This is a genomic window from Ciceribacter sp. L1K23, assembly GCF_018122705.1.
GTDB lineage: Bacteria > Pseudomonadota > Alphaproteobacteria > Rhizobiales > Rhizobiaceae > Allorhizobium.
In genome coordinates this window covers 415,446-440,553 of sequence record NZ_JAGRRC010000002.1, presented here as the reverse complement: position 1 = coordinate 440,553, position 25,108 = coordinate 415,446, and the positions used below count along the sequence as shown (strand labels likewise).

Annotated in this window: 28 protein-coding genes; 9 read left to right on the top strand and 19 right to left on the bottom strand. The window is 60.1% G+C overall.

What is annotated here, in order from left to right; all coding sequences use genetic code 11:
* Positions 1-94: 94 nt before the first annotated feature.
* The 3 genes from J5J10_RS21055 to J5J10_RS21045 all read left to right on the top strand — a co-directional run bounded on the left by J5J10_RS21055 (position 95) and on the right by J5J10_RS21045 (position 2,436).
* Positions 95-685: a 5-formyltetrahydrofolate cyclo-ligase gene (locus J5J10_RS21055; protein WP_211931619.1), complete on the top strand. Its 591-nt coding sequence runs from the start codon at positions 95-97 to the stop codon at positions 683-685.
* Positions 682-1,506, top strand: a complete 825-nt coding sequence (locus J5J10_RS21050; RefSeq protein WP_211931618.1) for a TIGR00282 family metallophosphoesterase — start codon at positions 682-684, stop codon at positions 1,504-1,506. Before J5J10_RS21055 ends, J5J10_RS21050 begins: the two co-directional genes overlap by 4 nt.
* A 96-nt stretch (positions 1,507-1,602) precedes the next feature.
* Positions 1,603-2,436 carry an MBL fold metallo-hydrolase gene (locus J5J10_RS21045; RefSeq protein WP_211931617.1) on the top strand — a complete coding sequence of 278 codons (834 nt, stop codon included), beginning with the start codon at positions 1,603-1,605 and terminating at the stop codon, positions 2,434-2,436.
* 9 nt (positions 2,437-2,445) lie between these two features.
* On the opposite strand, the gene J5J10_RS21040 is transcribed toward J5J10_RS21045, so the two are convergent.
* A complete protein-coding gene (locus J5J10_RS21040; protein ID WP_211931616.1) occupies positions 2,446-2,949 on the bottom strand; it encodes a pyridoxamine 5'-phosphate oxidase family protein in 504 nt (167 codons plus the stop codon).
* A 153-nt stretch (positions 2,950-3,102) separates the two neighbouring features.
* On the opposite strand from J5J10_RS21040, the gene J5J10_RS21035 reads away from it, so the two are divergent.
* Positions 3,103-3,849: a YebC/PmpR family DNA-binding transcriptional regulator gene (locus J5J10_RS21035; protein WP_211931615.1), complete on the top strand. Its 747-nt coding sequence runs from the start codon at positions 3,103-3,105 to the stop codon at positions 3,847-3,849.
* 70 nt (positions 3,850-3,919) lie between these two features.
* Here the strand turns inward: J5J10_RS21035 and glmM are convergent, their stop codons facing one another.
* The 10 genes from glmM to ybgC form a co-directional block, all read right to left on the bottom strand.
* Positions 3,920-5,275 carry a phosphoglucosamine mutase gene (gene glmM / locus J5J10_RS21030; RefSeq protein WP_208553852.1) on the bottom strand — a complete coding sequence of 452 codons (1,356 nt, stop codon included), beginning with the start codon at positions 5,273-5,275 and terminating at the stop codon, positions 3,920-3,922.
* A 220-nt stretch (positions 5,276-5,495) separates the two neighbouring features.
* Positions 5,496-7,430: an ATP-dependent zinc metalloprotease FtsH gene (gene ftsH, locus J5J10_RS21025; protein ID WP_208553853.1), complete on the bottom strand. Its 1,935-nt coding sequence runs from the start codon at positions 7,428-7,430 to the stop codon at positions 5,496-5,498.
* Between the two features lie 120 nt (positions 7,431-7,550).
* A complete protein-coding gene (gene tilS / locus J5J10_RS21020; RefSeq protein WP_211931614.1) occupies positions 7,551-8,870 on the bottom strand; it encodes a tRNA lysidine(34) synthetase TilS in 1,320 nt (439 codons plus the stop codon).
* Positions 8,871-8,888: 18 nt separating this feature from the next.
* On the bottom strand, positions 8,889-9,923 hold the full coding sequence (gene ybgF, locus J5J10_RS21015; protein WP_211931613.1) for a tol-pal system protein YbgF: 1,035 nt from the start codon (positions 9,921-9,923) through the stop codon (positions 8,889-8,891).
* 158 nt (positions 9,924-10,081) lie between these two features.
* Positions 10,082-10,612 (bottom strand): peptidoglycan-associated lipoprotein Pal, encoded by a 531-nt coding sequence (gene pal, locus J5J10_RS21010; protein WP_208553856.1) that lies wholly within the window; start codon positions 10,610-10,612, stop codon positions 10,082-10,084.
* Between the two features lie 164 nt (positions 10,613-10,776).
* Entirely contained in the window at positions 10,777-12,084 is a 1,308-nt protein-coding gene (gene tolB / locus J5J10_RS21005) for a Tol-Pal system beta propeller repeat protein TolB (protein ID WP_211931612.1), read from the bottom strand.
* A gap of 23 nt (positions 12,085-12,107) precedes the next feature.
* Positions 12,108-13,229, bottom strand: a complete 1,122-nt coding sequence (locus tag J5J10_RS21000; RefSeq protein WP_211931611.1) for a hypothetical protein — start codon at positions 13,227-13,229, stop codon at positions 12,108-12,110.
* A 10-nt stretch (positions 13,230-13,239) separates the two neighbouring features.
* Positions 13,240-13,698, bottom strand: a complete 459-nt coding sequence (tolR, locus tag J5J10_RS20995) for a protein TolR (protein ID WP_211931610.1) — start codon at positions 13,696-13,698, stop codon at positions 13,240-13,242.
* Positions 13,699-13,725: 27 nt separating this feature from the next.
* The gene (gene tolQ / locus J5J10_RS20990; RefSeq protein WP_208553860.1) at positions 13,726-14,445 is read right to left on the bottom strand and encodes a protein TolQ; all 720 of its coding nucleotides are present in this window, start codon (positions 14,443-14,445) and stop codon (positions 13,726-13,728) included.
* Positions 14,446-14,651: 206 nt separating this feature from the next.
* Complete coding sequence (ybgC, locus tag J5J10_RS20985) at positions 14,652-15,113, bottom strand: tol-pal system-associated acyl-CoA thioesterase (protein ID WP_211931609.1); 462 nt, start codon at positions 15,111-15,113, stop codon at positions 14,652-14,654.
* A gap of 123 nt (positions 15,114-15,236) precedes the next feature.
* On the opposite strand from ybgC, the gene J5J10_RS20980 reads away from it, so the two are divergent.
* Genes J5J10_RS20980 through J5J10_RS20970 form a run of 3 tightly spaced genes read left to right on the top strand, consistent with a single transcriptional unit; the run spans position 15,237 to position 18,201 of the window.
* Positions 15,237-16,457: an NAD-dependent epimerase/dehydratase family protein gene (locus J5J10_RS20980; RefSeq protein ID WP_211931608.1), complete on the top strand. Its 1,221-nt coding sequence runs from the start codon at positions 15,237-15,239 to the stop codon at positions 16,455-16,457.
* On the top strand, positions 16,454-17,326 hold the full coding sequence (locus J5J10_RS20975; RefSeq protein WP_211931607.1) for a glycosyltransferase: 873 nt from the start codon (positions 16,454-16,456) through the stop codon (positions 17,324-17,326). The genes J5J10_RS20980 and J5J10_RS20975 overlap by 4 nt, the downstream gene beginning before the upstream one ends.
* A complete protein-coding gene (locus tag J5J10_RS20970) occupies positions 17,323-18,201 on the top strand; it encodes an NAD(P)-dependent oxidoreductase (RefSeq protein ID WP_211931606.1) in 879 nt (292 codons plus the stop codon). Before J5J10_RS20975 ends, J5J10_RS20970 begins: the two co-directional genes overlap by 4 nt.
* A 12-nt stretch (positions 18,202-18,213) precedes the next feature.
* On the opposite strand, the gene J5J10_RS20965 is transcribed toward J5J10_RS20970, so the two are convergent.
* The 8 genes from J5J10_RS20965 to ruvC form a co-directional block, all read right to left on the bottom strand.
* The gene (locus tag J5J10_RS20965) at positions 18,214-18,771 is read right to left on the bottom strand and encodes a DinB family protein (RefSeq protein ID WP_211931605.1); all 558 of its coding nucleotides are present in this window, start codon (positions 18,769-18,771) and stop codon (positions 18,214-18,216) included.
* A complete protein-coding gene (locus J5J10_RS20960; RefSeq protein ID WP_211931604.1) occupies positions 18,768-19,277 on the bottom strand; it encodes an NUDIX hydrolase in 510 nt (169 codons plus the stop codon). Before J5J10_RS20960 ends, J5J10_RS20965 begins: the two co-directional genes overlap by 4 nt.
* A 4-nt stretch (positions 19,278-19,281) precedes the next feature.
* Positions 19,282-20,322 (bottom strand): Holliday junction branch migration DNA helicase RuvB, encoded by a 1,041-nt coding sequence (gene ruvB / locus J5J10_RS20955; protein WP_211931603.1) that lies wholly within the window; start codon positions 20,320-20,322, stop codon positions 19,282-19,284.
* A gap of 87 nt (positions 20,323-20,409) precedes the next feature.
* Positions 20,410-21,027 (bottom strand): Holliday junction branch migration protein RuvA, encoded by a 618-nt coding sequence (ruvA, locus tag J5J10_RS20950; protein ID WP_211931602.1) that lies wholly within the window; start codon positions 21,025-21,027, stop codon positions 20,410-20,412.
* An 11-nt stretch (positions 21,028-21,038) separates the two neighbouring features.
* A complete protein-coding gene (locus J5J10_RS20945) occupies positions 21,039-21,452 on the bottom strand; it encodes a type II toxin-antitoxin system VapC family toxin (RefSeq protein ID WP_211931601.1) in 414 nt (137 codons plus the stop codon).
* Between the two features lie 2 nt (positions 21,453-21,454).
* Complete coding sequence (locus tag J5J10_RS20940) at positions 21,455-21,706, bottom strand: AbrB/MazE/SpoVT family DNA-binding domain-containing protein (protein WP_211931600.1); 252 nt, start codon at positions 21,704-21,706, stop codon at positions 21,455-21,457.
* Positions 21,707-21,780: 74 nt separating this feature from the next.
* Positions 21,781-22,281 carry a hypothetical protein gene (locus J5J10_RS20935; protein WP_211931599.1) on the bottom strand — a complete coding sequence of 167 codons (501 nt, stop codon included), beginning with the start codon at positions 22,279-22,281 and terminating at the stop codon, positions 21,781-21,783.
* Positions 22,282-22,352: 71 nt separating this feature from the next.
* The gene (gene ruvC / locus J5J10_RS20930; RefSeq protein WP_211931598.1) at positions 22,353-22,865 is read right to left on the bottom strand and encodes a crossover junction endodeoxyribonuclease RuvC; all 513 of its coding nucleotides are present in this window, start codon (positions 22,863-22,865) and stop codon (positions 22,353-22,355) included.
* A 159-nt stretch (positions 22,866-23,024) separates the two neighbouring features.
* On the opposite strand from ruvC, the gene J5J10_RS20925 reads away from it, so the two are divergent.
* Together J5J10_RS20925 and J5J10_RS20920 are read left to right on the top strand one after the other, a co-directional pair.
* A complete protein-coding gene (locus tag J5J10_RS20925) occupies positions 23,025-24,023 on the top strand; it encodes an LLM class flavin-dependent oxidoreductase (RefSeq protein ID WP_211931597.1) in 999 nt (332 codons plus the stop codon).
* 169 nt (positions 24,024-24,192) lie between these two features.
* Positions 24,193-25,023 (top strand): outer membrane protein, encoded by an 831-nt coding sequence (locus tag J5J10_RS20920; protein ID WP_211931596.1) that lies wholly within the window; start codon positions 24,193-24,195, stop codon positions 25,021-25,023.
* Positions 25,024-25,108: the final 85 nt, after the last annotated feature.

The window sequence follows — 25,108 nt, the reverse complement described above, 5'->3', positions numbered from 1 at the left end:
TTTGAATGCCGGAAGCAAAGGGGTTTACGGCGATTAACAGCAGCACTGGTGCGATATGCTTGCGCTTCGCATATGTCTGCGCATAGAAACGGGCATGTTGCACAAAGACAGAAAGGCGGCCCTGCGCCGCGAACGGCTTGCGTCTCGAGATGCCATGTCCGTGGAGAGCCGAATAGAAGCGTCGCTGGCCATAGCCGATGCCGGGGCTGCTGCTATCGAGGTTTTGCCGGGCACCATCGTATCGGGGTTCTTTCCGATCCGATCGGAGGTTGATATCCGCCCCTTGCTGGCAAAACTGAGGGAGCGTGGCGCTCGACTGGCGTTGCCGATCATCCATGATCGAGAGACCATCGTGTTTCGCGAACTGCTTCCCGGCGCTGAACTCGTCGACACGGGTTTCGGTACCCGCGGGCCCGGTCCTGAGGCTCCCGTGGTCGATCCGGGCCTCATGCTCGTGCCGCTCGCCGCATTCGATGCACGCGGGCACCGCATCGGTTACGGCGCCGGATATTATGACCGCGCGATCGCGCGCCTGCGAGCCAGTGGCAAGGAGCCGAGGCTGATTGGCATCGCCTTCGACTGTCAGGAGGTGCCGGAAGTGCCGGCGGAGGATCACGATGTCGAGCTGGAAGCATTGCTGACGGAAAGCGGCTTTCGCGTCTTTGGAAAGCAGGTATCGGCATGAGACTTCTATTTTTGGGCGACATGGTCGGCAAGACGGGTCGCACCGCGGTGTGGGACAGGTTGCCGGGCCTGATCTCCGACCTGAAGCTCGACTTTGTCGTTGTGAACGGGGAGAACGCCGCAGGCGGTTTCGGTATCACAGAGGATATCTACCTCGAGACGATCAATGCCGGAGCGGACGTGGTCACGACGGGCAATCACGTGTGGGACCAGAAGGAGGCGGTCAGCTTTTGCGAGCGTCATGACCAGTTCCTGCGTCCGGCCAATTATCCGGCCGGAACGCCCGGCAGGGGCTCGGGTGTTTTCTACGCGCGCAATGGTGCGCGCGTGCTCGTTTCCAACATTATGGGGCGCGTGTTCATGCATCCCGAGCTTGACGATCCCTTCCAGGCGGCCGAGGCGATCCTGGCTGCCTGCCCGATGGGCGAGCAGGCCGATGCGGTGATCTTCGATTTCCATGCCGAGGCGACCAGCGAGAAGCAGTGCTTCGGGCATTTCGTGGACGGACGGGCAAGCCTCGTTGTCGGCACGCACACCCATGTGCCGACCGCCGATCATCAGATCCTGAACGGCGGAACGGCTTACATGTCTGATGCCGGCATGTGCGGAGACTACGACTCGTCCCTCGGGATGGACAAGGAAGAGCCGATCAACCGGTTCATTTCCAAGATGCCGAAGGGCCGTTTCGAGGCGGCGTCTGGCCCCTCCACGATCTGCGGGGTCGGGGTCGAGATATCGGACCGCACAGGACTGGCTGAGAAGATAGCACCTCTGAGACTGGGACCGCGGCTTACCGAAACCGTGCCGGAGTTCTGGCGCTGATAACGCCATTGTGAGTCGGGAGAAGTCCTGACCAGCTTTACCTGTCTCCTGGCCTGCATCATGCTCACCCACGGTCGATCCGACAGGGAGTTCATGATGCAGCTCAGGTTCGCGGTGATCTCTACATTGGCGCTTCTGGCGACAATCTCGCCGACAGCGGCGCAGGATCGGGGAATGGTCAGCCAATGCCAGTTGGTGGCGGAACGACTTCCAAGCGCTCTATACGCCACCTATAATCCGCAGGTCGATGGCACCTTCGCCCCGCTGAAGGCTGCGGCGAGGGACGAGGTCGTCATTACGTATGTCGGTCATTCGACGTTCGAGATAACGGCTCCAGACGGGGTGACCATCGCGACGGATTACAGCGGCTCGCTCAGAACAGCGCGTCTTCCGGACGTGGTGACGATGAACAAGGCACACAGCAGCCACTATACGCTGTTTCCCGATCCGGCGATCGAACACGTCCTCCACGGCTGGCACGAGACGCCGGGCCAAAAGGCCGAGCACAGGCTCGTTGTCGGAGAAAGCTATATCCGCAATGTCAGCACCGACATACGCGGATTCGGCGGGTTCGAGGAAAACGGGAATTCGATCTTCATCTTTGAGATCGCCGGGCTCTGCATCGGCCATCTCGGGCATCTGCATCATGAGCTCACCGACAGCCACTATGCCGAGATCGGGCGGCTTGATGTCGTGATGGTCCCTGTGGATGGCGGACTTACCATGGGCGCGCAGAGCATGAGCGGGGTGATTAGTCGGTTGCGCTCGGCGCTAGTTCTGCCGATGCACCGCCGCGGACCCATTGTCGACAGCTTCATGGCCATGTTCGACGACCGGTTTGACAAGTCATTTTCCGAACACCAGAGCGTAACGGTCTCGATGCGCACACTGCCGAAGAAGCCCCTGATCCTGGTGCTCAGGGGCTTCTGATCACGTGGTTCAGGCGAAGCTGACGTGGCGATGCACGCCGACATCAGGCGTTTTTTCGTCGTTCATGTTTGCCTTCGCGATTTCCCAGCCGAACTTCAGCGGGTTGCCGGTGGAGGCCCAGATTTCACCGTCGTCCAGATGAAGGGCGACAAGCGTCAGCTTGGGATCCGATTTGCCGCCTTCGTACCAGGCCTCGACGATCGAATTCCAGTATTCGTCGATCTTGGCTGCGTCTTTCCGCTCCGCCAGGGAACCGGCGAGGCACGCATGGTAGTCGTGGTCCTTGCCCACGACGCAGAAGTGAGCACGGGAACCGGGACGCAGTTTCTGCACCAGTTCCGAATCCGTCTTCGTGAAGAACCAGATCGTGTTCGTCTTCTGGTCGGCGAAGGGTGCCATAGGCTGCATATGCATGGCTTCGCCCTGCAGGCCCAGCATGCCCGCATGGATATCGTCGATCTCTTCCCACAGCTGGTTGACGGGGGTTTCGCGCGCTTCTGAGAAACTGGCCACTTTTCGATCTCCTTCGTTGTGACTTTCGGAGCCTGAACGAGTGTGCCGCGTCCTTGTTCCAAGCCGACATGGGAGAGTTGCTCCCCTTGAACGGTGCCGCCATCGCGCTTATAAGGCGGCCATTCCAACGAAATAGACCTGATCAGGGGTGCCATGGCTGGCCATTCACAGTTCAAAAACATCATGCACCGCAAGGGGAAGCAGGACGGTATCCGTTCGAAGATGTTCTCCAAGCTCGCGCGCGAAATCACCGTTGCGGCAAAGACCGGTCTTCCCGACCCGGCGATGAACGCCGCTCTGCGCCTCGCCGTACAGAACGCCAAGGCGCAGTCGATGCCGAAGGACAATATCGAGCGCGCCATCAAGAAGGCCTCCGGCGCCGATGCCGAAAGCTATGACGCGATCCGCTACGAAGGTTACGGTCCGGGTGGCGTTGCTGTCATCGTCGAGGCTTTGACGGACAACCGCAACCGCACGGCATCGTCCGTCCGTTCGATCTTCTCCAAGGCCGGTGGCGCACTGGGTGAGACGGGATCGGTATCCTTCTCGTTCGATCATGTCGGTGAGATCACCTACAAGGCCTCCGCGGGCGATGCGGACAAGGTGATGGAGGCAGCGATCGAGGCCGGTGCCGAGGATGTCGTTTCCGACGAGCACGGTCATACGATCTATTGCGGTTTCGAGGACATCGGCGATGTGTCGAAAGCCCTGGAAGCAAGCCTCGGCGAGGCCGAGACCGTGAAGGCCATCTGGAAGCCCCAGAACACCATCGAGGTGGACGAGGAAAAGGCGACGTCGCTGATGAAGCTCATCGACACGCTGGAAGACGACGACGACGTCCAGACCGTCTACTCGAACTTCGAGGTTTCCGATGAAGTGATGGCCAAGCTCTCGGCCTGAGCTTTGAAGAATCAAAAATAAGGCCCGGCTGGTCTCCCAGTCGGGCCTTTTGCTTTACGGGCGGCGAAGCTTATGCCGCTTCGCCCCTGACATTGCCGATGACGCCGACGAGGTCGTTGACGATCTTCTCGATCAGGCCGCGATCGTCGCCTTCCGCCATGACGCGGATCAGCGGTTCGGTGCCCGACGGGCGGATGACGAGGCGGCCGGATTTCGAAAGCTTGTCTTCGGCGTCGGCGATCGCCTGTTTGACGTTCTTGTCTTCGAGCGGCTTGCCGCCGGAATAGCGAACGTTGCGCAACAATTGCGGCACCGGATCAAAGCGGTGGCAGATCTCGCTCACTGTCCTGCCGGTGCGCTTCACGCAGGCGAGGATCTGCAGCGCGGCGACCAATCCGTCGCCGGTCGTGCCGAAGTCGGAGAGCACGATGTGGCCGGACTGCTCGCCGCCGACATTGAAGTTGTTCTGCCGCATGTGTTCAACGACATAGCGGTCGCCCACCTTGGTGCGGGCGAGCGACAGGCCCTTGCCGGTCAGAAAGCGTTCAAGACCGAGATTGGACATGATCGTCGCGACGATGCCGTCGCCCTTCAGCATCTGATCGTTCGCCCAGGTTTCGGCGATAACGGCCATCAACTGGTCGCCATCGACGATGGCGCCGTGCTCGTCGACGATGATGACACGGTCGGCGTCGCCATCGAGCGCTATGCCGATGTCGGCGCGCACTTCGTGAACCTTCTTCTGCAGCGCTGACGGATGGGTCGAGCCGCAGTCGAGGTTGATGTTCGTGCCGTTCGGCTCGTTGCCGATCGTCACGACTTCGGCGCCGAGTTCCCAGAGCGCAAGCGGTGCGACCTTATAGGCGGCCCCATTGGCACAGTCGATGGCAACCCTCAGACCGTGCAGCGTCACGTCACGGGGCAGGGTGCGCTTCACGAATTCGATGTAGCGATAGATATCGCCCTCGACCCGCTTTGCGCGGCCGATTTCGCGCGCCGGAGCGAGTTGCTTGTAAAGATCCTTTTCGAGCAGGTCTTCGATCTGCGCCTCGATTTCATCCGAAAGCTTGTAGCCATCAGGGCCGAACAGTTTGATGCCATTGTCGGCGAAGGGGTTGTGAGAGGCGGAGATCATCACGCCGATATCGGCGCGCAGCGACCGGGTCAGCATGGCGACGGCTGGTGTCGGGATTGGGCCGAGCAGGAACACGTCGAGACCGGCGGCGGTAAATCCGGCGACCAGGGCATTTTCAAGCATATAACCGGAGAGGCGCGTGTCCTTTCCGATCACCACGCGGTGGCGATGTTCGCCCCGCCGGAAGATCGTGCCGACGGCGATGCCGACCCGCATGGCGATGTCAGGGGTCATGGGGAAGGTGTTGGACTGTCCGCGAATACCGTCGGTTCCGAAATAACGACGCGACATGAGTTCTCCTGCAAATAGTTCGGGCCGGGCAGTCAGGAAGGTCTCCCGCGTCTCACCATCCGGGAAACGCTCCTTTACCCGAGCCTCTTAGGCCTGCTCTTGCCACAAAACCTCGCGCCCGGCACGTAAATTCCGGCAAAGGTCGCTCATATAGCGTTACTAAAACAAAAGGCCGCCCGCCGGTAGCGGCGGACGGCCTCGATCTTCAGTTAACCTTACCTCAGTGCGGCTGTGGTTCCATCCCGCCTTCGGGTTCGCCACCCTTCGGCGCATCTTTCTTGGCGCCGGCGGAGGGGACGGCCGAACCGCGGGTCGGAGGCGTGTCGTCGCCGAGATCGCGTGCCGGTTTTTCACCACGCAGCAGCGCCTTGATCTCTTCGCCCGAAAGCGTCTCGTATTCCAGCAGGCCTTCGGCGAGAGCGACGAACTCGTCGTGCTTCTCGGTGAGAATGCGCTTTGCCTCGGCATAGGCCTCGTCGATCAGACGACGAACCTCGTTGTCGATCTTCTGCGCCGTCGATTCCGACACGTTCTTGGACTGGGCGACGGAATGACCCAGGAACACTTCCTGCTGGTTCTCGCCATAGGCAACCTGGCCGAGGATGTCGGAGAAGCCCCACTGCGTCACCATCGCGCGGGCGAGCTTCGTCGCCTGCTCAATGTCGGAGGAGGCGCCAGACGTGATATTCTCCTTGCCGAAGGTCAGTTCCTCGGCAACACGGCCACCCATCATGATGACGAGGCGAGAGATCATCCACTTGTAGCTCATGGAGTAGCGGTCGCCTTCCGGCAACTGCATGACCATGCCGAGTGCACGACCACGCGGAATGATCGTAGCCTTATGTAGCGGATCGGCCACCGGCACGTTCAACGCGGTGATCGCGTGACCCGCCTCGTGATAGGCTGTGAGCTTCTTCTCGGCCTCGGTCATGGCGGAGTTGCGGCGCTCCGCACCCATCATGATCTTGTCCTTGGCGTCCTCGAATTCCTGCATGGTGACGACGCGCTTGTTACGGCGTGCAGCTGTCAGGGCAGCCTCATTCACGAGGTTCATGAGGTCGGCGCCGGAGAAGCCGGGTGTGCCGCGTGCGAGAACCTTGAGGTCGACATTCGGCGCCAGCGGCACATTGCGGACGTGCACCTTCAGAATGCGTTCACGGCCGATGATATCCGGGTTCGGCACGACCACCTGGCGGTCGAAACGACCGGGCCGCAGCAAAGCCGGGTCGAGTACGTCCGGACGGTTGGTCGCGGCGATCAGGATGATACCTTCGTTGGCTTCGAAGCCGTCCATCTCGACGAGGAGCTGGTTCAAGGTCTGTTCGCGTTCGTCGTTACCGCCACCGAGACCGGCGCCACGATGCCGGCCGACGGCGTCGATTTCGTCGATGAAGATGATGCAGGGCGCGTTCTTTTTGGCCTGCTCGAACATGTCACGGACACGGCTTGCGCCGACGCCAACGAACATTTCCACGAAGTCCGAACCCGAGATCGTGAAGAACGGCACGTTTGCTTCACCCGCGACGGAGCGGGCAAGAAGGGTTTTACCGGTGCCTGGCGGACCGACCAGCAGAACACCGCGCGGGATACGACCACCCAGACGCTGAAACTTCTGCGGGTCGCGCAGGAACTCGACGATTTCCTCAAGATCCTGCTTGGCCTCGTCGACCCCGGCGACATCCTCGAACGTCACGCGGCCATGCGCCTCGGTCAGGAGCTTGGCCTTGGATTTGCCGAAGCCCATGGCTCCGCGCGAACCGCCCTGCATCTGGCGCATGAAGAAGAGCCAGACACCGAGGATCAGCAGCATCGGGAGAAGGGTGCCGATATAGCTCAAGAAACCGGATGACCCGTCCGTTTCCGGACGTGCGACGATCATCACGTTCTTGTCCTGAAGCTTGGTCAGCAGACTATCGTCGATCACCGGAGAGTAGGTCTGAAACGCCGTCCCGTTCTCGGAATATGTGCCGAGGACCCGGTTGCCGACGACCGTCACGTCACGGACGCGACCCGCATCGACCTCGCGGAGAAACTGGGAATAAGGAATTTCGCGCGAACTGCTCTGTGACGGTGACGTCTGGAACATGCTGAACAGCGCGATCAGCAGAAGCGCGATGATCGCCCACAGCGCGAAATTTCGAAAATTTGGGTTCATTGAACTCCCCGGAATGTTCGCCAGCTCACAAGGGCTGCCCGATAATCGAGTAACATAGGATCGCTTCGCGTCGTTGCCAAGGCAAAGCGGCTGCTTCCGTGTCTTTTCCGTCAATAACCACTAAACGGGCGGCGTTAAATACCGTGGCCTCCCGAGAAGGACAGCAATCGCATCCGCCAGCGGGCGGTCAGCATCCGGAAGAAAACGGTCGTAGCCCCCAAGCACGATTTCGCAGTCCACCCTGACTTGTTCTCCGGATTTATTTGCGTTTTCCGTGTCGTCCGAGCCGATAATCTCGGGTAAAATGCCAGAAATATGTTTGATGATCGTTTTGGGGAGCGATGACGCTACCGGCTCGGTCACGCCTTGCTGGTTCGCCGTGACCGTCACATCTTTGGAGGATCTGTTCCGAATGATGAACCGGCCGTCCCACACCACCGATTGCCTCGCAGGGACAAGCAGCGGCAAAATATCGCGCTTTTCCCTCGTGATATAGAGACCTTCGGGGCGCCAGACCAAAAGGCAGCGTCCGATCGTCGCGCGTCCGGACCGGCCGCTACGCAAAAAGTCCATCACGCGGTCTAGGCGCTCGCGAGCAGGAGGGTAGGTCTGCCCGCCCAGAACCATCAGCAAGCCGCCGAACGCGCGGCGGAGACTGTCGTCAGGTTCCCTCAACGCCCGAGCGGAGAAAAACACGGAGGGACCGGCGTGGCCGGTTGCATGTGCGCTTATCAGGGCCGCCGCACTCTGTGCGCTTTCCGACCGTCGTTCATCAAGGCGATCCGCACCCTCCTCTGTTGTCGCCGCCATCAGGCTGCTTCGAACGCGGACCCGCTCATAGCGACCATCCTGGTTGCTCGGGTCCTCGATCCAACCGACATCAGCCTGCCGGAGTTGCTCGCGGATGTCGGACCGGAGAGAGCCGAGCAGCGGACGGGCTATCCACAGATGCCGTTCATAGAGGGTCATGCCGGACATGCCGGCAAGGCCGATACTGTCTGGAAGGGCGCTTCGCGCCTTTCGCATGGCCACCGTTTCTCGTTGGTCGTCGAGGGTATGGCCAGTTACCAGTACATCGACGCCTTCCGCCTTTGCCATCTCGGACAGTAGCCGGTACCGGGCTTCGCGGGCGGCGGCGGGCACGCCCCGGGCAGGCTTGGCGCCGTCCCAACTGAGAATTCGGTGGGCGATCGAAAGTCCGGCACAAAACCGCCCCACGGATTCTGCTTCCGCCCTGGCTTCAGGACGAAGCTGATGGTCGACAGTGGCGGCGAGGAGCATGATACCCGGAAACGCTCCGGTGGAGACAAGGTCATGAAGGAGGAAAAGCAGGCCGGTGGAATCACTGCCGCCTGAAATGGCAACCAGAAGGCGGCGGGGCTTGCGAAGGGCAGTCAGGAAATCCGAAAGAGCCTGGCGCGGGGGGAGGGCAGCCGGCACGGCGCTCACACCGGCAACTCAGCAGCTCAGGCGCTTCTGCTCGGAGGCGACCTTGTTGATCACCGCGCGGGACGCCTTGGGGTAACGTGTGCCGACCTCGCGGAGCACAGCGCAGGCCGTCGCGTTGTCATCGAGCGCGGCCATGGACATGCCAAGCTTCAACAGCATTTCCGGCGCTTTCGGCGATGTTCCGTAGGCCTGGTGGGCATTCAGGAAGGTCTTTGCGGCTTCGTTGAAATTGCCCTGCGAGTAAAGCGCCTCGCCCAGCCAGAAATTGGCATCCGCGATGCGCGCGCTGTTGGGAAATTTGGAAATGAAATCCCGGAATTCGCCTTCGGCGACAGCATAATCGCCAGATAATACATGCCCGTAGGCGGCCTGATAGACATCGTTTTCGCTTCCGAGCGACGCAACCTGGGAGCCGGAGTCCGGCGAGGCTGTAGCGCCTGCGGCATTGCCTGGAGTTGCGGGAGGAAGGTCAACACCCGGCAGCGCCGATGAATTCGAGGCGGAGTCATTGAATGTGGCGCCAACCGGCATGCCGCTCGAATCCAGTTCAATGGAACCAAGCGTCTGTTCCGGCGCAGCGAGCCCGCCCGAAGCCTGGTTGCTGGCGAGGTCACCGACGCTGTCCAGGCCAATGTCACCGCCGGACGTGTCCGGCGGTGTCGTGATGATCTGTGCGACGGAATCGCTCTGCGAGCCCGCCGTCGACGGGCCTGCGTCGCTCTTTCTGACGCCAGATTTCTCGAGTTCCTGGAAGCGGAATTCGTTGTCCTCCTGGAACTTGCGGATCTGTTCCTGCATCTGCAGCAACTGGAAGCTCATTTCCTCGATCCGACCGTTGAGCGAGCGGATTTCCTCCTCAAGCTGCAGGATACGCGTCGCGGCGTCGCCTGCCTGAGCGAGTTGTACCGGCGCCTTGCCGACTGTCGCGCCCGCGCGGCTTTCCGAAACGGGTGCTGGAGGTGTCAGCTGAAATGCGCCTGCCGCCCCCGATAGTCCTGCCAGAGTGGCCGACGCCAGAAGCGCGGCCATGACAAGTCGATTCATGTCTTTGTCCTGTTCTCTTGATTCACGCGCCTTTTGAGAGCGCACAGGAGATTTTTCCAATTGCCGGTAAAAAGCAACCGAAGTTCGGCCAAAGTGTGGAGAAAAGGAAAAGACGGCCCTTCCGGACCGCCTTTGAACTATCAGCCTGTCGGCCGAACTTACATGCCAGCGCCACCGAGAACGGTGACTGCACGACGGTTCTGCGACCAGCAGGAGATGTCGTCGCAGACGGCGACCGGACGTTCCTTGCCGTAGGAGATCGTCTTCATGCGCTGGGCCGGAACGCCGCGCGAGGCGAGGTAGTCGCGAGTTGCCGCAGCACGGCGGGCGCCAAGGGCAAGGTTGTACTCGCGGGTGCCGCGTTCGTCGGCGTGGCCTTCAACGGTGATCGCGTAGTTGGGATACCGCATCAGCCATTGAGCCTGACGATCGAGAGTCTGCTGGGCGTCAGCACGGATCGACGACGAGTCGGTATCGAAGAAGATGCGGTCGCCGACATTGACCGTGAAGTCCTGGGCCGAGCCCGGTGTCGCGGCTCCGGCGCCGAGGCCGAGATCGGAGGCGCTGTTGGGCAGGTTCTTCTTGTTGGCGCAGCCGGCCAGTGCCAGGGTGAGCGCCAGCGCGACAATCGCGGGGTTGCTGGCAAGTTGCTGCATTCGGCTCTTGGCCGGGGCGTTCATGCGGCTCATCGCCGGTCTCCTTGCATTCACTGAGGTTTGTCTAACAGGGTTTCCGGAGGGTAACCGCTTTCGGTTAACCTGGGGAGAAGGAACATGGTTACCAGGACGTAAACTTCCGCTCCGGACCTCCCCATTTTCAGCACTTTGCGGCCAGAAAGAGGCGATTTCACGCCCTATTCAAGAAGCGGTGACCATGCCGGGTCGGACGCGAAGGTCGGGGTGGGAATCTGCTGTTCGTTATACCCTGTCAGATCGATCGAATAGAGCTGCGGACCGCCGGCGCCTGCGTTCTGGCGGAAGAACATCAGCACGCGCCCGTTCGGCGCCCAGGTTGGTCCCTCGTTATGGAAGCCCGACGTGAGGATGCGTTCACCCGAACCGTCCGGCTTCATCACGCCGATCGAGAACTTGCCGCCCGACTGCTTGGTGAAGGCGATCAGATCGCCGCGCGGTGACCAGACTGGCGTGGAGTACGCGCCGTCGCCGAAAGAAATGCGCGTCTGTCCGGAGCCATCGGCATTCATGACATAGAGCTGCTGGCGTCCGCCGCGGTCGCTTTCAAAGACGATGCGGTTACCGTCGGGTGAATAGGACGGGGACGTGTCGATCGCGGCGGTATTGGTCAGCCGGGTCGTCGTGCGAGAGCGCAGGTCCATCGTGTAGATGTTGGAGTTGGCATCCTGCTGGAGGCTCATGATCACACGCTGGCCATCGGGCGAAAAGCGTGGCGAGAAGGTCATGCCGGGGAAGTTTCCGACGACCTCGCGCTGTCCGGTCTCCAGTTGCAGCAGATAAACGCGGGGCTGGTCGTTTTCGAACGACATGTAGGTGATTTCCTGCCGGCTTGGCGAGAAACGCGGCGTCAGGACGATGCTGCGGCTATCGGTCAGCATCCGGATGTTTTCGCCGTCCTGGTCCATGATCGCGAGCTGACGCTTGCGATCTGTCTTTGGGCCGCTTTCGGAGACAAACACGACGCGGGTATCGAAATACCCCTTTTCTCCGGTGATGCGCTCGTAGATGGCATCAGCGATGATATGAGCGACGCGACGCCAGTTCTCCGGCTGGGTGAAGAACTGCTGGCCGGTCATCTGCTGGCCGGCAAAGGTGTCCCACAGACGGAACTCGGCCCGCAGGCGGCCATCACCCTCGCGGCTGACGCGCCCGACGACCAGTGCCTGTGCGTTGATGACCTTCCAGTCTTCAAGTCGCGGAGCCTGGTCTGGGTTCGAAATCTTCTCGATGAAGGCGGTGTGGTTGATGGGCGCGAACAGGCCGGAGCGCTTCAGGTCGGCCTCGATCACCGCGGTGATGCGCGCGCCGATGTCGTCGCCGGACACGAAGTCGGTGATCGCGATCGGCAGCGGCTCGACATTGCCCTTGTTGATGTTGATCTCAACCAGTGCGTTGGCGGGCTGCACGAAGGCGCCCGCGAGGGCCGCGGCGACGACCAGCAGTCGCAGGAGTGTAGACTTCATCATGATATTCAAGCCTTTCAGCATATTCAGAGGGCCAGGTCGCTGGGGTCAAAATTGACCACGACTTCGGACCAGGCGTCGTACTTGTCGCGGGGAAGACTGGAGAAGGGGGCCGATCTGAGAACGGCACGGCGTGCGCCACTCATCAGTACCTGTTGGGTCTGGGGGGAACCGCCCGTGGCGCTGACTTCCGGTTCGCCGACGAGTTCCCCGGATTCATTGAGCTGGAACTTTACCCGGATGCGAACATCGGCGGCATCGGCGAGGCCAGGGATGACCGACCAGTTGCTGGCGATCTGGCCGCGCAGTGCGTCCATTTCGCTCATGCTGAGTTTGCTGCCGTTGGTCGTCTTCTTGCCACCAAGAGCGGCTGTCTGGGTCGATGCCTTGGCGCCACCCGCGGTCGGATCGGTCTTGTTGAGGAGCGCGGCGATCTCGTCCGCGTTGAAGTTGCTCTCCTTCGCCGACTTCGATTTTGCCGTCTCCTGAGTCTTGGTATCTTTCTTCTTGTTTTCGTCCTTGGCGGTCTGCGACTCGGCTGGTTTTTTCTCTTCCGTCTTGGCTTCAGCCGGCTTCGGTGCCGGCGGCTTGGGACGGGCAGCGGGGATGGGGACGTTATCCGGAAGGACGGCCTCCTCCGGCTGCGCCTCTGCCGGCTCGGCGTCTTCGGGTGGCTGTGGGACGGGGTCCGGCGTCACCTCCGGCTTCACTGGTTCGGCCTTGGCAACCTCGACCGGCTTTGCCGGTTCGGCGACAGTCTCTTCCTTGATGATATCCTTGATGTCGTTCGTCTCGTTGTCCTGCGTCGGCTGGACTTTCTCGACCTTCTCCGGAGCGGCTGCGGCTTCCGTGTTTGACGGGCGTGCGTTCGGTGTCGGCACCGCGTCTAGATCGACGTTGTTTTCGCCCACGTTCTGCGCGTCGGGAACACTGTCCGGCCGTTTGGTCGGCGTCGGGGCTGCCGTCTCCGCGAGCGGGGCCTTCTTGTCGCCCTGCTGGATTTGCGTCAGCTCCTCGATCGGTACGATGTCAACCGGCAACGCCTCGACGTCGGCCACCTCGAAGGAGGCTGGGGAGCCGAGCGAGAGCATCGCCCAAGCAAGGACGACACTGTGTAGAACGGTCGATGTGACGAGGCTTGTCTTCATCGCGTTGAAATCAGGTTTCCGGTTCCTGCAGCGTTACGAGGCCGATATTCTTGAAGCCGGCGGCGGAAATTCGCGCCATGACCTTCATGACTGTTCCGTAGGCTGCCGTGGTGTCGCCCCGAACATAGATGCGTTCGTTGTAGCCGGTGGTGGCGATCGCCTCGAGCTTGGGGACTACCTCATCGATGGCGATTGCCGTTTCCTGCAGATAGATTTCGCCCGCCGGATTGACCGAGATGGTGATCGGCTGGGTGTCAGCGTTCATCGCGCGGGCCTGCGTCTCCGGCAGATCGATCGGAACGCCAACCGTCATCATTGGTGCGGCCACCATGAAGATGATCAGCAGCACGAGCATAACGTCGACGAGCGGCGTGACGTTGATTTCACTGACCGGGCCGCGCTTTGCACGCCGGCCACGACCACGTCGGCCACCAGCGCTCCCGCCCGTTGCTCCCGCTGACATACCCATGGTCGTTCTCCAGTCTTGTCCGGTGCCTTACTGCGCGGCCTGGCGTGGCTGCAGCTTCTCGTCGATCTGGCGCGAGAGGATTGCGGAGAATTCGTCGGCGAAGCCCTCCATGCGCGCGGTCAGCTTGCCGGCTTCGCCTGAAAACTTGTTGTAGGCAATGACGGCCGGGATAGCGGCCACGAGGCCGATCGCGGTTGCCAGAAGTGCTTCCGCGATACCGGGAGCAACAACCGCGAGGTTGGTCGACTTCGAACCGGCGATGGCCTGGAACGAGGTCATGATGCCGACGACCGTTCCAAAGAGACCGATGAACGGCGCGGCGGAGCCGATCGTCGCAAGCGAGCTCAGCCGACCTTCCAGCAGTTCGCTCTCGCGAGCCAGCGTCACGTCCATTGCGCGGTCGATACGCATCTGGAGGCCGATCGGCGAGCGCGCTCCGCGTTCGAAGCTCTTCTTCCATTCGCGCATGGCGGCGACGAACATGGCAGCGAGACCGGAATTGTTACGCTCGGCGAGCGTTCGGTAGAGTTCTTCGAGCGACTGACCGGACCAGAACACCTGTTCGAACTGGTCGAACTGGCGGCGGGCCCGGGCGTAGCTCAGATATTTGTCGATGACGATCGCCCAGGTCCACACCGAGGCGGCGACCAGGCCGAGCATCACCAGCTTCACAATCAAGCCGGCTTGCATGAACAAAGCCCAGAGGCTCACGTCCGTGTGTGCTGCGGCCAATCCTACTTGTTCCATCGGTTCATCGCCCCCGAAATCCAAACGCCCGGCACTGGACCGGGCGATCAACAGCATTGCGTCGTTTTATCCTGGGCGCCATCGCTGAACGTCCATTTCGCCTATGCTTCCACTTCGCCTTTTTGCCCTGAAATTCGGCCAAAGGAAGGCGTGCGGCGCACAAATGCCCGCAAATAGAGTAAGACTATATTATGGTTAAGCGTTCGTTATGATCCGGAGACCGATTTGCCGCCGAGAAAGGCCGATGCCAATTGGTCGGGCAGTCTCGTCGGGCGTCCGTCCCGATTGACAACGGCAATCACAACACGGGCCGATGCGAGGATGGCTTCCTCACGTTCTATGAACTGGTGGAGAATCATCTTGGCCCCGCCAGCCTTTTCCGTGCGCGTGCGGATCGTCAAAAGGTCATCCATTCGGGCGGGGGAGCGAAAGTCGATTTCCATCCGGTGCACGACGAAGGCGAGCCCTTCTTCCTCCTCGTCGAACAGGCTCGATTGCTCCACACCCAGACACCGGAGATAGTCCGTGCGGGCCCTTTCCATGAAGTGCAGATAGCGTGCGTGGTAGACGGCGCCGGAAAAATCGGTGTCTTCATAGTAGACGCGCTGCACGAGCCTGTGCCCGTCAGCCGAAAGTTCGCCTGAAATCAAAAAAACATTATCCGACATAAGGTTGACCTGTCCTGGGAAATTCTCTGCCGGTGGTGGAACTCCATGCACCGGCGTCGATTGTAGTTCTGTCACAAATGGGCATTATCAGGATTTGACCCTGATCCGCAAAGGAGACGAAACATGAAAATTGCCGTCATGGGTGGAGATGGTTTCGTCGGGTGGCCGACATCGCTGCACCTGTCGAACGCGGGACACGAGGTCCATATCCTCGACAATCTCTCCCGCCGCTGGATCGACACCGAACTCGGCGTTCAGTCGCTGACGCCGATGGATTCGATCCAGGAGCGCACCCGTATATGGCACGCAGAAACGGGTCGGCGCATTCATTTTCATCTGATCGACCTTGCGAAGGATTATGAACTCCTCAAGGCATGGCTGGCAGACGAGCGGCCAGATGCGATCATTCATTTCGCGGAGCAGCGTGCGGCGCCCTATTCGATGAAGAGCGACCGGCACAAGAACTATACGGTCAACAACAATGTCAGCGCGACGCACAATCTGCTGAACGCGATGGTCGACATCGGCCTGGACGCCCATCTCGTGCATCTCGGCACGATGGGCGTCTATGGCTACTCGACCGTCGGTGCGGCCATTCCCGAAGGCTATCTGCCGGTCGGGATCGATACCATGGGCGGCGAGACCGTGAAGCAGGATATTCTCTATCCTGCCAATCCGGGCTCGATCTACCATATGACCAAGTGCCTCGATCAATTGCTCTTCCAGTTTTATGCGAAGAACGATGGCCTGCGTATCACGGACCTGCACCAGGGCATCGTGTGGGGGACGCATACGGAGCAGACGCGCCTGCATCCGCAACTGGTCAACCGCTTCGATTATGATGGCGACTACGGCACGGTTCTGAACAGGTTCCTCATTCAAGCGGCCATCGGCTATCCGCTCACCGTTCACGGCACCGGCGGACAGACCCGTGCCTTTATCCACATTCAGGACTCGGTCCGCTGCATCGAAATCGCGCTTCGCAATCCACCGTCGAGAGGGTCTCGGGTCGAGATATTCAACCAGATGACGGAGACGCATCGGGTTCGGGATCTGGCGGAGATGGTCTCGGGTCTGACCGGCGCCGAGATTGCCTGGTTGCCCAACCCGCGCAAGGAGGCGGCTGAAAACGATCTCGTCGTTAAGAACGAGAAGTTCCTCGGCCTCGGCCTGCAGCCGACGACGCTGAAGGATGGACTGCTAGGCGAGATCGTCGATGTCGCAAAGAAGTTCGCATATCGGGTCGATCGATCGCGGGTGCCCTGCGTTTCAGCCTGGACGAAGGATATTGCCCGGACCATCAATCGCGATCCGGAAGGCAAGAAACTGAAATCCGTATCATGATGCTCGGAACGGAAGGCCTAACGGGATTGCGTGTCACAACGACGGCTCGATCGCGGCAGGCCTTCGTCACATTGGTGACAAACGACGATTACGTTATGGGCGCAATGGCGCTGGTGCATTCCCTGTTGCGTACCAATACCCGGGCCGACATCGTCGTGTTGTATACCGCGGGCGTTCGCGAGGATGCACTCGCGCCGCTCGTCGCCTTGGGTTGTCGGCTCATGGAAGTGGAACTGCTGCCGCTGTCAGACGGCTTCAACGAACGGCATGCACGCGGCAGCCTTCATGCGGCCGCTCCGTTCTCCAAAGGACGGAAGCCCGCATTTCATTCGCCTCTCGACAATTTCTGCAAAATGCGGCTCTGGCAGCTTGTCGACTACGAAACCTGTGTGTTCATCGATGCCGATGCGATCGTTCTCAGGAACGTCGACAAACTCTTCGATTATCCCGAATTCTCGGCCGCGCCGAACGTCTATGAATCGCTTTCCGATTTTCACCGGTTGAACTCAGGAGTTTTCGTCGCCCGTCCGTCGCTGTCGACGTTTTCCGCCATGCTCGCCATGCTCGACCAGCCGGAGGCCTTCTGGAGGCGGACGGACCAGACGTTCCTCGAGACATTCTTTCCGGACTGGCACGGGCTGCCAGTCACCATGAATATGCTGCAATACGCCTGGTTCAACCTGCCCGAATTGTGGAGCTGGAAAAGCGTCTGCATCCTTCACTACCAGTATGAGAAGCCCTGGGAGGCTGACCATCCGAAGGCGCAGCGATTGCGGCCGCTCATCGATCTGTGGCAGGCTTTCTATCGAAACGAGGGCATCCCCGATATCGAAAACCTCGAGAACCCGTCTCGGGTCGCGGCCGCATGAAGGTCCTCGTCACAGGCGGCACCGGTCTTGTTGGCCGTTACGTCGTGGAAGGGCTTCTCGATGCTGGTTACCAGGTCGTTGTGGCTGGTAGACACGCTCCGGCGGAAGGATGCTTCTCCCGCCCGGTCGGCTTTGTCGAGTATGATCTCGACCGCGATGCGGACCAGTCGCACATATTCGACCACGCATATTATGTCGTGCATGCCGCTTTCGATCATCTTCCCGGACGGTATCGTGGCGGCGAGGGCGACGACCCGGTAGGCTTCCATCGCCGTAACTTCGAGAATTCCGTTCGTTTGTTCGAGGGCGCCCGCCGCGCCGGCGTTCGGCGTTGCGTGTTTTTCTCCAGCCGGGCGGTGTATGACGGAATCGACAGCGGATCGCCGCTTGAAGAGAGCGTCCGCCTTTCTCCCGCAAGCCTCTACGGTCAGGTGAAACTATCGGCGGAGCGGGCCCTTGCGGAACTGGCTGCTCCCGGGTTCGTGGGAACAAGCCTTCGTGTCACGGGGGTCTACGGGCACATGAGGCCCAACAAATGGGACGGGATCATTAATCGTTACCTGGAGGGTGAAACCGTCTCCTCGCGTGCGGGCTCAGAGGTGCACGGACAGGACGTTGCACTTGCCGTTCGGCTCATGCTTGAGAGCGATGCCGGAAAGGTGTCGGGACAAAGCTTCAACGTCTCCGATATCGTTACCGATACGCATGAGATCCTGTCTGTCGTCAGTCAAGTTGTCGATTGTCCGCACCCGCTGCCAGCGCCGTCGGATCTCTCGCTCGTTGCCGAGATGGAAACGGTCAGATTGCGGTCCCTGGGTTGGCGCCCGGGCGGTCGCGCCTTGCTGGAGAAAACCGTCAGGACCCTGGTCGGGTAAGGTCCAAACGCGTCAGCGCATAAGCCAGTCTTCGTTCCAACCGAGGTCAAAGATCTCCGCCGCCCTTGCCGCGGCATCGTCGCCGACGATGAATTCGTCGAGCTGTGGCGGCCTGATCGTCGTGCCCGCCATCATGGCATGCACCTGTCCGCGATGGTGGGTCTGGTGCTGGAACAAATGGCTCAGGATGTCGTCGCACCGGTCAATCTGGATGCGTGTGCCGCGGTGCACCTCGACCGGTGCTGCGAGCGAGCCGTCCGTCAGACCCTCACAAAAGGCGATCAACCGCTCGTCCACCAATCTTTGCGCCTCCCTAAGTTGACCGATCTCGTGGAACGGTTCTTCATTTTCCCATGCCTTTGGTCCCAGTGTGCCGCCTTCCAAAGCGTCGACATAGAACCAGTCGACGATCAGAATATGGTTCAACGTGGCGCGTATCGACGGGAAGAAGCTCGTTCGTTTGGCTTCCCATTCCCCTAGAAAAAGGTCGCCGACGGCATTGTGCAGTCTAAGGTTGGCGAGCCGGTTGTTGTAGGCGAGCTTTCGAAAGACGCGTGTCGGGTCCGTCATTCGTCGAGGTCTCCATCGTGCCATACGATGTGGCGTGGACTTCCAGGCAGGTCTTCAATTTCGTCAGCAATGAAATAGGGCGGGATGTCGAGTGCTTTCAGCGCTGCTTTCTCTGCCAGCGCCCATTTGAACTCCAGTTCGCTTTTTCCGTCGACGACGCGATGCACGATATTGTCGCGATGAAACGGGAAGCTCTCCGGAATATCCATTTGATAGTAGAAACCGAGTTCGTGCCAGTCACGTCCTTCGTAGTGGAAGAAGTTCTCGACGATCCACAGAAGAGGTCCCACCTTCGCCTCGACGTCGAGTTCCTCTCGCATTTCCCGGACCAGGGTTTCCTGTGACGTTTCGCCCATTTCCGCTCTACCGCCGGGAAAGGTCCAGAATGTCTCGTGCGTGGCGCGATGAACGAGAACGTGGCCGTTACGAAAGGCAAGCCCGGCAATGCGCATCTGGAAAAGGCGATCTTGCTTTTCCTTGATCCTGATCCGGGTACGTTTCGTCATCGGTTCATTCGTCCTCGAGCGTCAACCGGAACTGCGCCGCCTCAAGGTCCTTCGGCGGCTGCATGCCGAGGTGTTTCCAGGCCGTTCCGGTCAGGACGCGACCGCGCGGTGTGCGCTGGATGAAGCCCTGCTGGATCATGTAGGGCTCGATGATGTCCTCGATCGCATCTCGCGGTTCCGACAGCCCGGCGGCGATCGTCTCGATCCCGACGGGGCCACCGCCGAAGTTCATCGCGATCATCGAGAGGTAGCGGTTGTCCAGCTGGTCAAGGCCCATATTGTCGACGTTAAGCCGTGTCAGCGCCTCGTCGGCAATTTCCCGCGTCACCGCTTCTGCCCGGGCGACCTCGGCGAAGTCGCGAACGCGGCGCAGCAGGCGTCCGGCGATGCGGGGGGTGCCGCGAGCACGGCGGGCGATTTCTCGCGATCCTTCGTCCGTCATCGGCAGGCCCATCAGCCGTGCGCCGCGGCGGACGATCGATTCCAGTTCCTCGACCGTATAGAAATTCAGGCGCACCGGAATGCCGAAACGATCGCGCAGCGGTGTTGTCAGGAGGCCGAGGCGAGTCGTGGCGGCAACGAGGGTGAACTTCGACAGGTCGATCTTTACCGAGCGGGCGGCAGGGCCTTCGCCGATGATCAGGTCGAGCTGAAAGTCTTCCATCGCGGGGTACAGGATTTCCTCCACCGCCGGATTTAGGCGATGGATTTCGTCGATGAACAGAACATCGCGCTCTTCCAGGTTCGTCAACAAGGCGGCAAGGTCGCCCGCCTTGGCGATGACAGGGCCGGAGGTCGAGCGGAAATTCACCCCGAGCTCCTTCGCCATGATCTGGGCAAGTGTGGTCTTGCCGAGCCCCGGCGGGCCAACGAACAGCACGTGATCGAGTGCCTCGCCGCGGTTCTTGGCTGCCTCGATGAAGATCTTGAGGTTCGCTCGCGCTTCCGCCTGGCCTGTAAATTCGTCGAGCGACTGCGGACGCAGCGCCGCGTCGAGGTCTTCGCCCTTCTTTTCCGGCGAGAGGATCGGATTGGTGTCGCTCATTATGTCCATTCCAGCGGAGACGTCACTTGCCGACGTTGATCCAGTCTTTCAACAGATTTGGCCGCGCGGGTAAAGAAAAGGTCAGTGTTACCGCGCCAATTCCTTCAGACCCAGCCGTATCAGTTTCGCACTGTCCGCACCGTCACCCGCGTTCTTCAAGGCCGCCGCAACCGCATTGGCCGCCTGGTCGCGAGAGTAGCCGAGATTTGTCAGCGCCGAGACCGCATCGGCGACCGGGGCGGAGGCGACGCCTTCGCCAAGTTCCTGTTTCAAGCCGATATTGGCGCTAGCTTCCCCGGCGAAAGCGGGGGCCTTGTTCTTGAGTTCGGTGACGATGCGTACCGCGACCTTCGGGCCGACCCCAGGGGCACGGGAGACGGACGTCTTGTCCTGCAGCGCGATCGCATTTGCGAGCTCGGAAGGGGTGAGGGTGGACAGGACCGCAAGCGCGACCTTGGCGCCGACGCCTTGCACGCTCTGCAGCAGGTTGAACCACTCCCGTTCCAGGGCGGTGAGGAAGCCGAACAGCTTCAACTGGTCCTCCCGCACATAGGTCTCGATGAACAGTACGACCGCCTCTCCTGGGGAGCCAAGTTTTCCGAGAGTTCGGGACGAGCAGAAGGCTTCGTAACAGACACCATGCACGTCAACGAGAACATAGTCGTCGCCGATTTCCTCGATGGTGCCCTTCAGTTTGCCGATCATGGAGTTGTCCGTCAGGGGTGGGTGTCGGGAGAGATGACATCGACCATCGGAAAGTAGGTCCGGTAGCCTCTGGGATCGCGGGTGAGGATGGTATAACCGCGGATAGCGGCGTGGGCGCCAATCAGGAAGTCCGGCAATACACGGTCGCGCCTGCCACCTGCCAACCGGTACCGCCGGAACGCTACACCTGCGGCGAAAGCGGCATCCCACGGTACACCTTCGCGACGGAATTCACTTGGTGGAAGAAGTTCGTCAACAGCCTCTATGTCGTCGTACCTGACCGAGAACTCGGCATAGATTACCGGATTGATGATCAATGTATCAGTTGTCGCTGCGCGAGAAACGGCTGAGCGCGACCAGTCCAGCCATTTGGGATCTCTAACCGCGATATCGACAAGGACGTTAGTGTCGATCAGTGTCGCCATGCTCAGCGATCCCGTGTCATGGTCATCAGTGTGTCTGCGTCGATTGCCTGATCTCCCGTGCCTTCCAGCGCGCCGAGTGCCTTGAGAACATCCGCCAGTCGCCCTCTGTCGCTATCCATGCGCTTGCCGGACTTGGGCGCTATCGTCAGTTTGCCGGCCTCCACGGTGAAGACCACCTCGCTGTTCGGCTCAATGCCAACCAGCTCGCGAAGATCACGTGGGATGGTGACCTGGCCTTTGGATGTGACGCGCATGACATACTCCTTCCAAGTAAGAAATACTCTTACATGCAGAACAAGTCAAGAACAAAATGATCTTGCGCAAGCTGTTATGACCAGACAGCAGCCTGGAAGACATAGCAAAGGAGATAGGCGAATATTAGCCCGAGGCCTCCGCTCAACCGTTCGTATTCACCACAATCATTCCGCTCCTCAACATGGAATGCGATCACGATGAAGTTGAACAAAACTGGAACGATGGAGTAGCCAAATTTCTCAGAACCGCTTTCGGGAGGGAAAAACCAAAATAGCAGCGTTACTGTCTGCCAAGCAGAGATCAATGTGGCGATCAACGCCCCTATGACCTTGGCTGCTTTCTCCTCGGTGCGCATCGAAGCGAATGCTGCCGTTACCGAGATTCTGGCGAAAAAATAAGCGAACACGCTCTCAAGTACAAAAAAACAAACTAGCTTAGCGCCGGGGCTGCCAAGTGCTGGTCTCTGCGGGACAATCAAGTTATCAAAGAAATTTATGTCAAGCGTGAATAGAAAGCCTGCAATGGTTATAAGAGCGGCAGCTCGATTTAGGCCATTGTCAAACCTTTCTAACATCTTTCAATGCCCTCAGCGTCGGCACCTACACAGTTAGATATAAACGCGTATTTTCTTATTGCGCTAGCCTCCTAGGCCGAGGCCAAGACCTTCCTCATCCTGTCACCGCCCCGGTTGTGGGCATGACAGATGGCGATGGCAAGCGCGTCGGCCGCGTCATTGCCCTTGAACTCTGCCTTGGGCATCAGGATTTTCAGCATCATGTGGATCTGCTGCTTCTCGCCATGGCCGACGCCGATAACCGACTTCTTTACCGCGTTCGGAGCGTATTCCGAGACGGGCAAACCGGCGCGGGCAGGGACCAGCATGGCGATGCCGCGCGCCTGTCCGAGCTTCAGGGTGGCGACCGCGTCCTTGTTGACAAAAGTCTGCTCGACCGCCGCTTCATCGGGCTTGTAGGTGTGGATCACGTCAGCCAATCCGTCATGCAACTGGCAGAGACGGGATGCGAGATCCATGTCGCCGTCAGAGGTTACGGTGCCGGACGCAACGAAGCGCAGGGAATTGCCGAGCGTTTCGATGACGCCCCAGCCGCAACTGCGAAGGCCAGGGTCTATCCCGATGATGCGAATCGTCTGATGCATGCGCCAATCCTAGTCTGTCGGAGGCGGACCCTGCCAGCGGAATGTGAACAAAACAAAAACATTCTGAATCTATGCGGGACAGCAGTCCCTGTTTGCATCCGATCGACCGGCTTCCCATATATGTTGTACGATAGAACAATCTGAGCGCAGGCACTCGTCATGATCCCATTTTCGATACTCGACCTGTCCCCTATCTGCGAAGGCGAGACGGTATCCGACGCTCTGGACGCCAGCCGGCGGATGGCGATCCAGGCGGAGCGTTTTGGATATAACCGTTTTTGGCTGGCGGAGCATCATGGCATGCCCGGCATTGCGAGCGCGGCAACGGCGGTGGTGATCGGCCACGTCGGTGCTGCGACGAAGAAAATACGGATCGGATCTGGCGGTGTCATGCTTCCCAATCACTCGCCGCTCGTCATTGCGGAGCAGTTTGGAACGCTGGAGGCGCTTTTCCCCGGCCGTGTCGACCTCGGCCTCGGTCGCGCGCCGGGAACCGACATGCGAACGGCCCGTGCGCTCCGGCGGAACCTCGAGGCCGGGGCGGAAAGCTTTCCTCATGATATCCTGGAGCTGCAGCGCCTGCTGGGGGCTTCCGCCGGAGACGAAGCGATCCTTGCCTATCCCGGAACGGGCAGCGACGTGCCCATCTGGTTGTTGGGATCGAGCCTCTACAGTGCGCATCTCGCCGCCGCTCTCGGACTTCCCTACGCCTTCGCGTCGCATTTTGCGCCTGATCAGCTTCTCGAAGCCATCGCAATCTATCGCGAACGGTTCCAGCCCTCGAGTCACCTCAAGGCGCCCTATGTCATGGTCGGCGTGATGGGCGCCGTGGCCGATACTGACGCGGAAGCGCAAAAGCTGTTTACTTCGGCGCAGCAGCAGTTCATCAACCTCCGCCGCAATGTCCGCCGTCCGTTCCCGAAACCTGTCGATAGCATGGATGATATGTGGTCCGACATGGAGCGGATGGGCGTCGAGCATACATTGCGCTACGCCGTCGTCGGATCGCCTTCGACCGCAAGTGCTCAGCTTCGGGATTTCCTGTCGGAAACAGCCGCGGACGAGTTGATCGTCTCCATGCCGATCTACGATATCGAGGCCCGGCTGCATTCGGTGGAGCTCTTCGCGGGTCTCGGCGAGATGAGAGCGGCGGCATGAAGTATTTGATGCTGGGTCCCGGCAACAGGACATATCGTCTTTGTGCAATTTATAGTAAACATTCGTAGTTAATCGCACCTTAACCTTTTCGCTTCATTATCCATCGCAGATCATTGGATGGAGCCCGTCTGGGCCGCTGGAGATCAGCGTGGATATTGGAGTTCGAGCGATGAAGATGAGCCTTCTTGGTGCAGCAGCCGTATTGCTGGCCAGCACCGCCGCATATGCTGCAGATGTGTACCAGCCCCAGCCCGAGCCGATTTACAGCGCTCCGGAAGTTCAGGTTTCGGAAGCCTCAGGCTGGTACCTGCGCGGTGACGTAGGTTACGCGATCAACAAGATGCGCGGCGCCGAATACTTCCAGGGCGACAACTCCAACATGGTGGATTTCGAAACCGCCAAGCTGAAGAACAGCTTCACGCTCGGCGTCGGTGTCGGCTACCAGGTCAATAACTACCTGCGCGGCGATCTGACCTTCGACCACATGTTCAAGACCGATTTCAAGGGATCGACCGTCGGTTCCTGCGGCTTCCCGCTTGAGCCTTGCACCTCGTCGGATGTGTCGTCGATGCGAGCCTATACGCTCATGGCAAACGCCTATGTCGATATCGGCACCTACGGGATGATCACCCCTTACGTGGGCGGCGGTATCGGTGGCTCCTACGTTAAATGGGATAAGCTGCGGAACACGGCCTGCCAGGACGACGGCGGCGGTTGCGATGACGAGTTCTCACACGGCGGTGCAGGCAAGTGGCGCTTCGCCTATCAGTTGATGGCTGGCGCGACCATCAACGTGACCTGCAACTGGAAGGCTGACGTCGGCTACCGCTTCCGCCATACCCTTGCCGGCGACATGTTCGGCTATGCCGCAAGCGGCGGCCCCGGTTATGACAAGGGCTTCTACACGCATGAAGTCCGCGCCGGCGCCCGCTATGTCTTCGACGACTGCAGCCAGCCGATCGCCTACGATCCGCCGCCGGAGCCGATCGTCTACAAGTAAACTTTCATACCGGAACACAGAAAGGCCGTCCTTAGGGGCGGCCTTTCTGTGTTCCGGGGACGGGAAGCCTGGAAGTTAGAGGCAT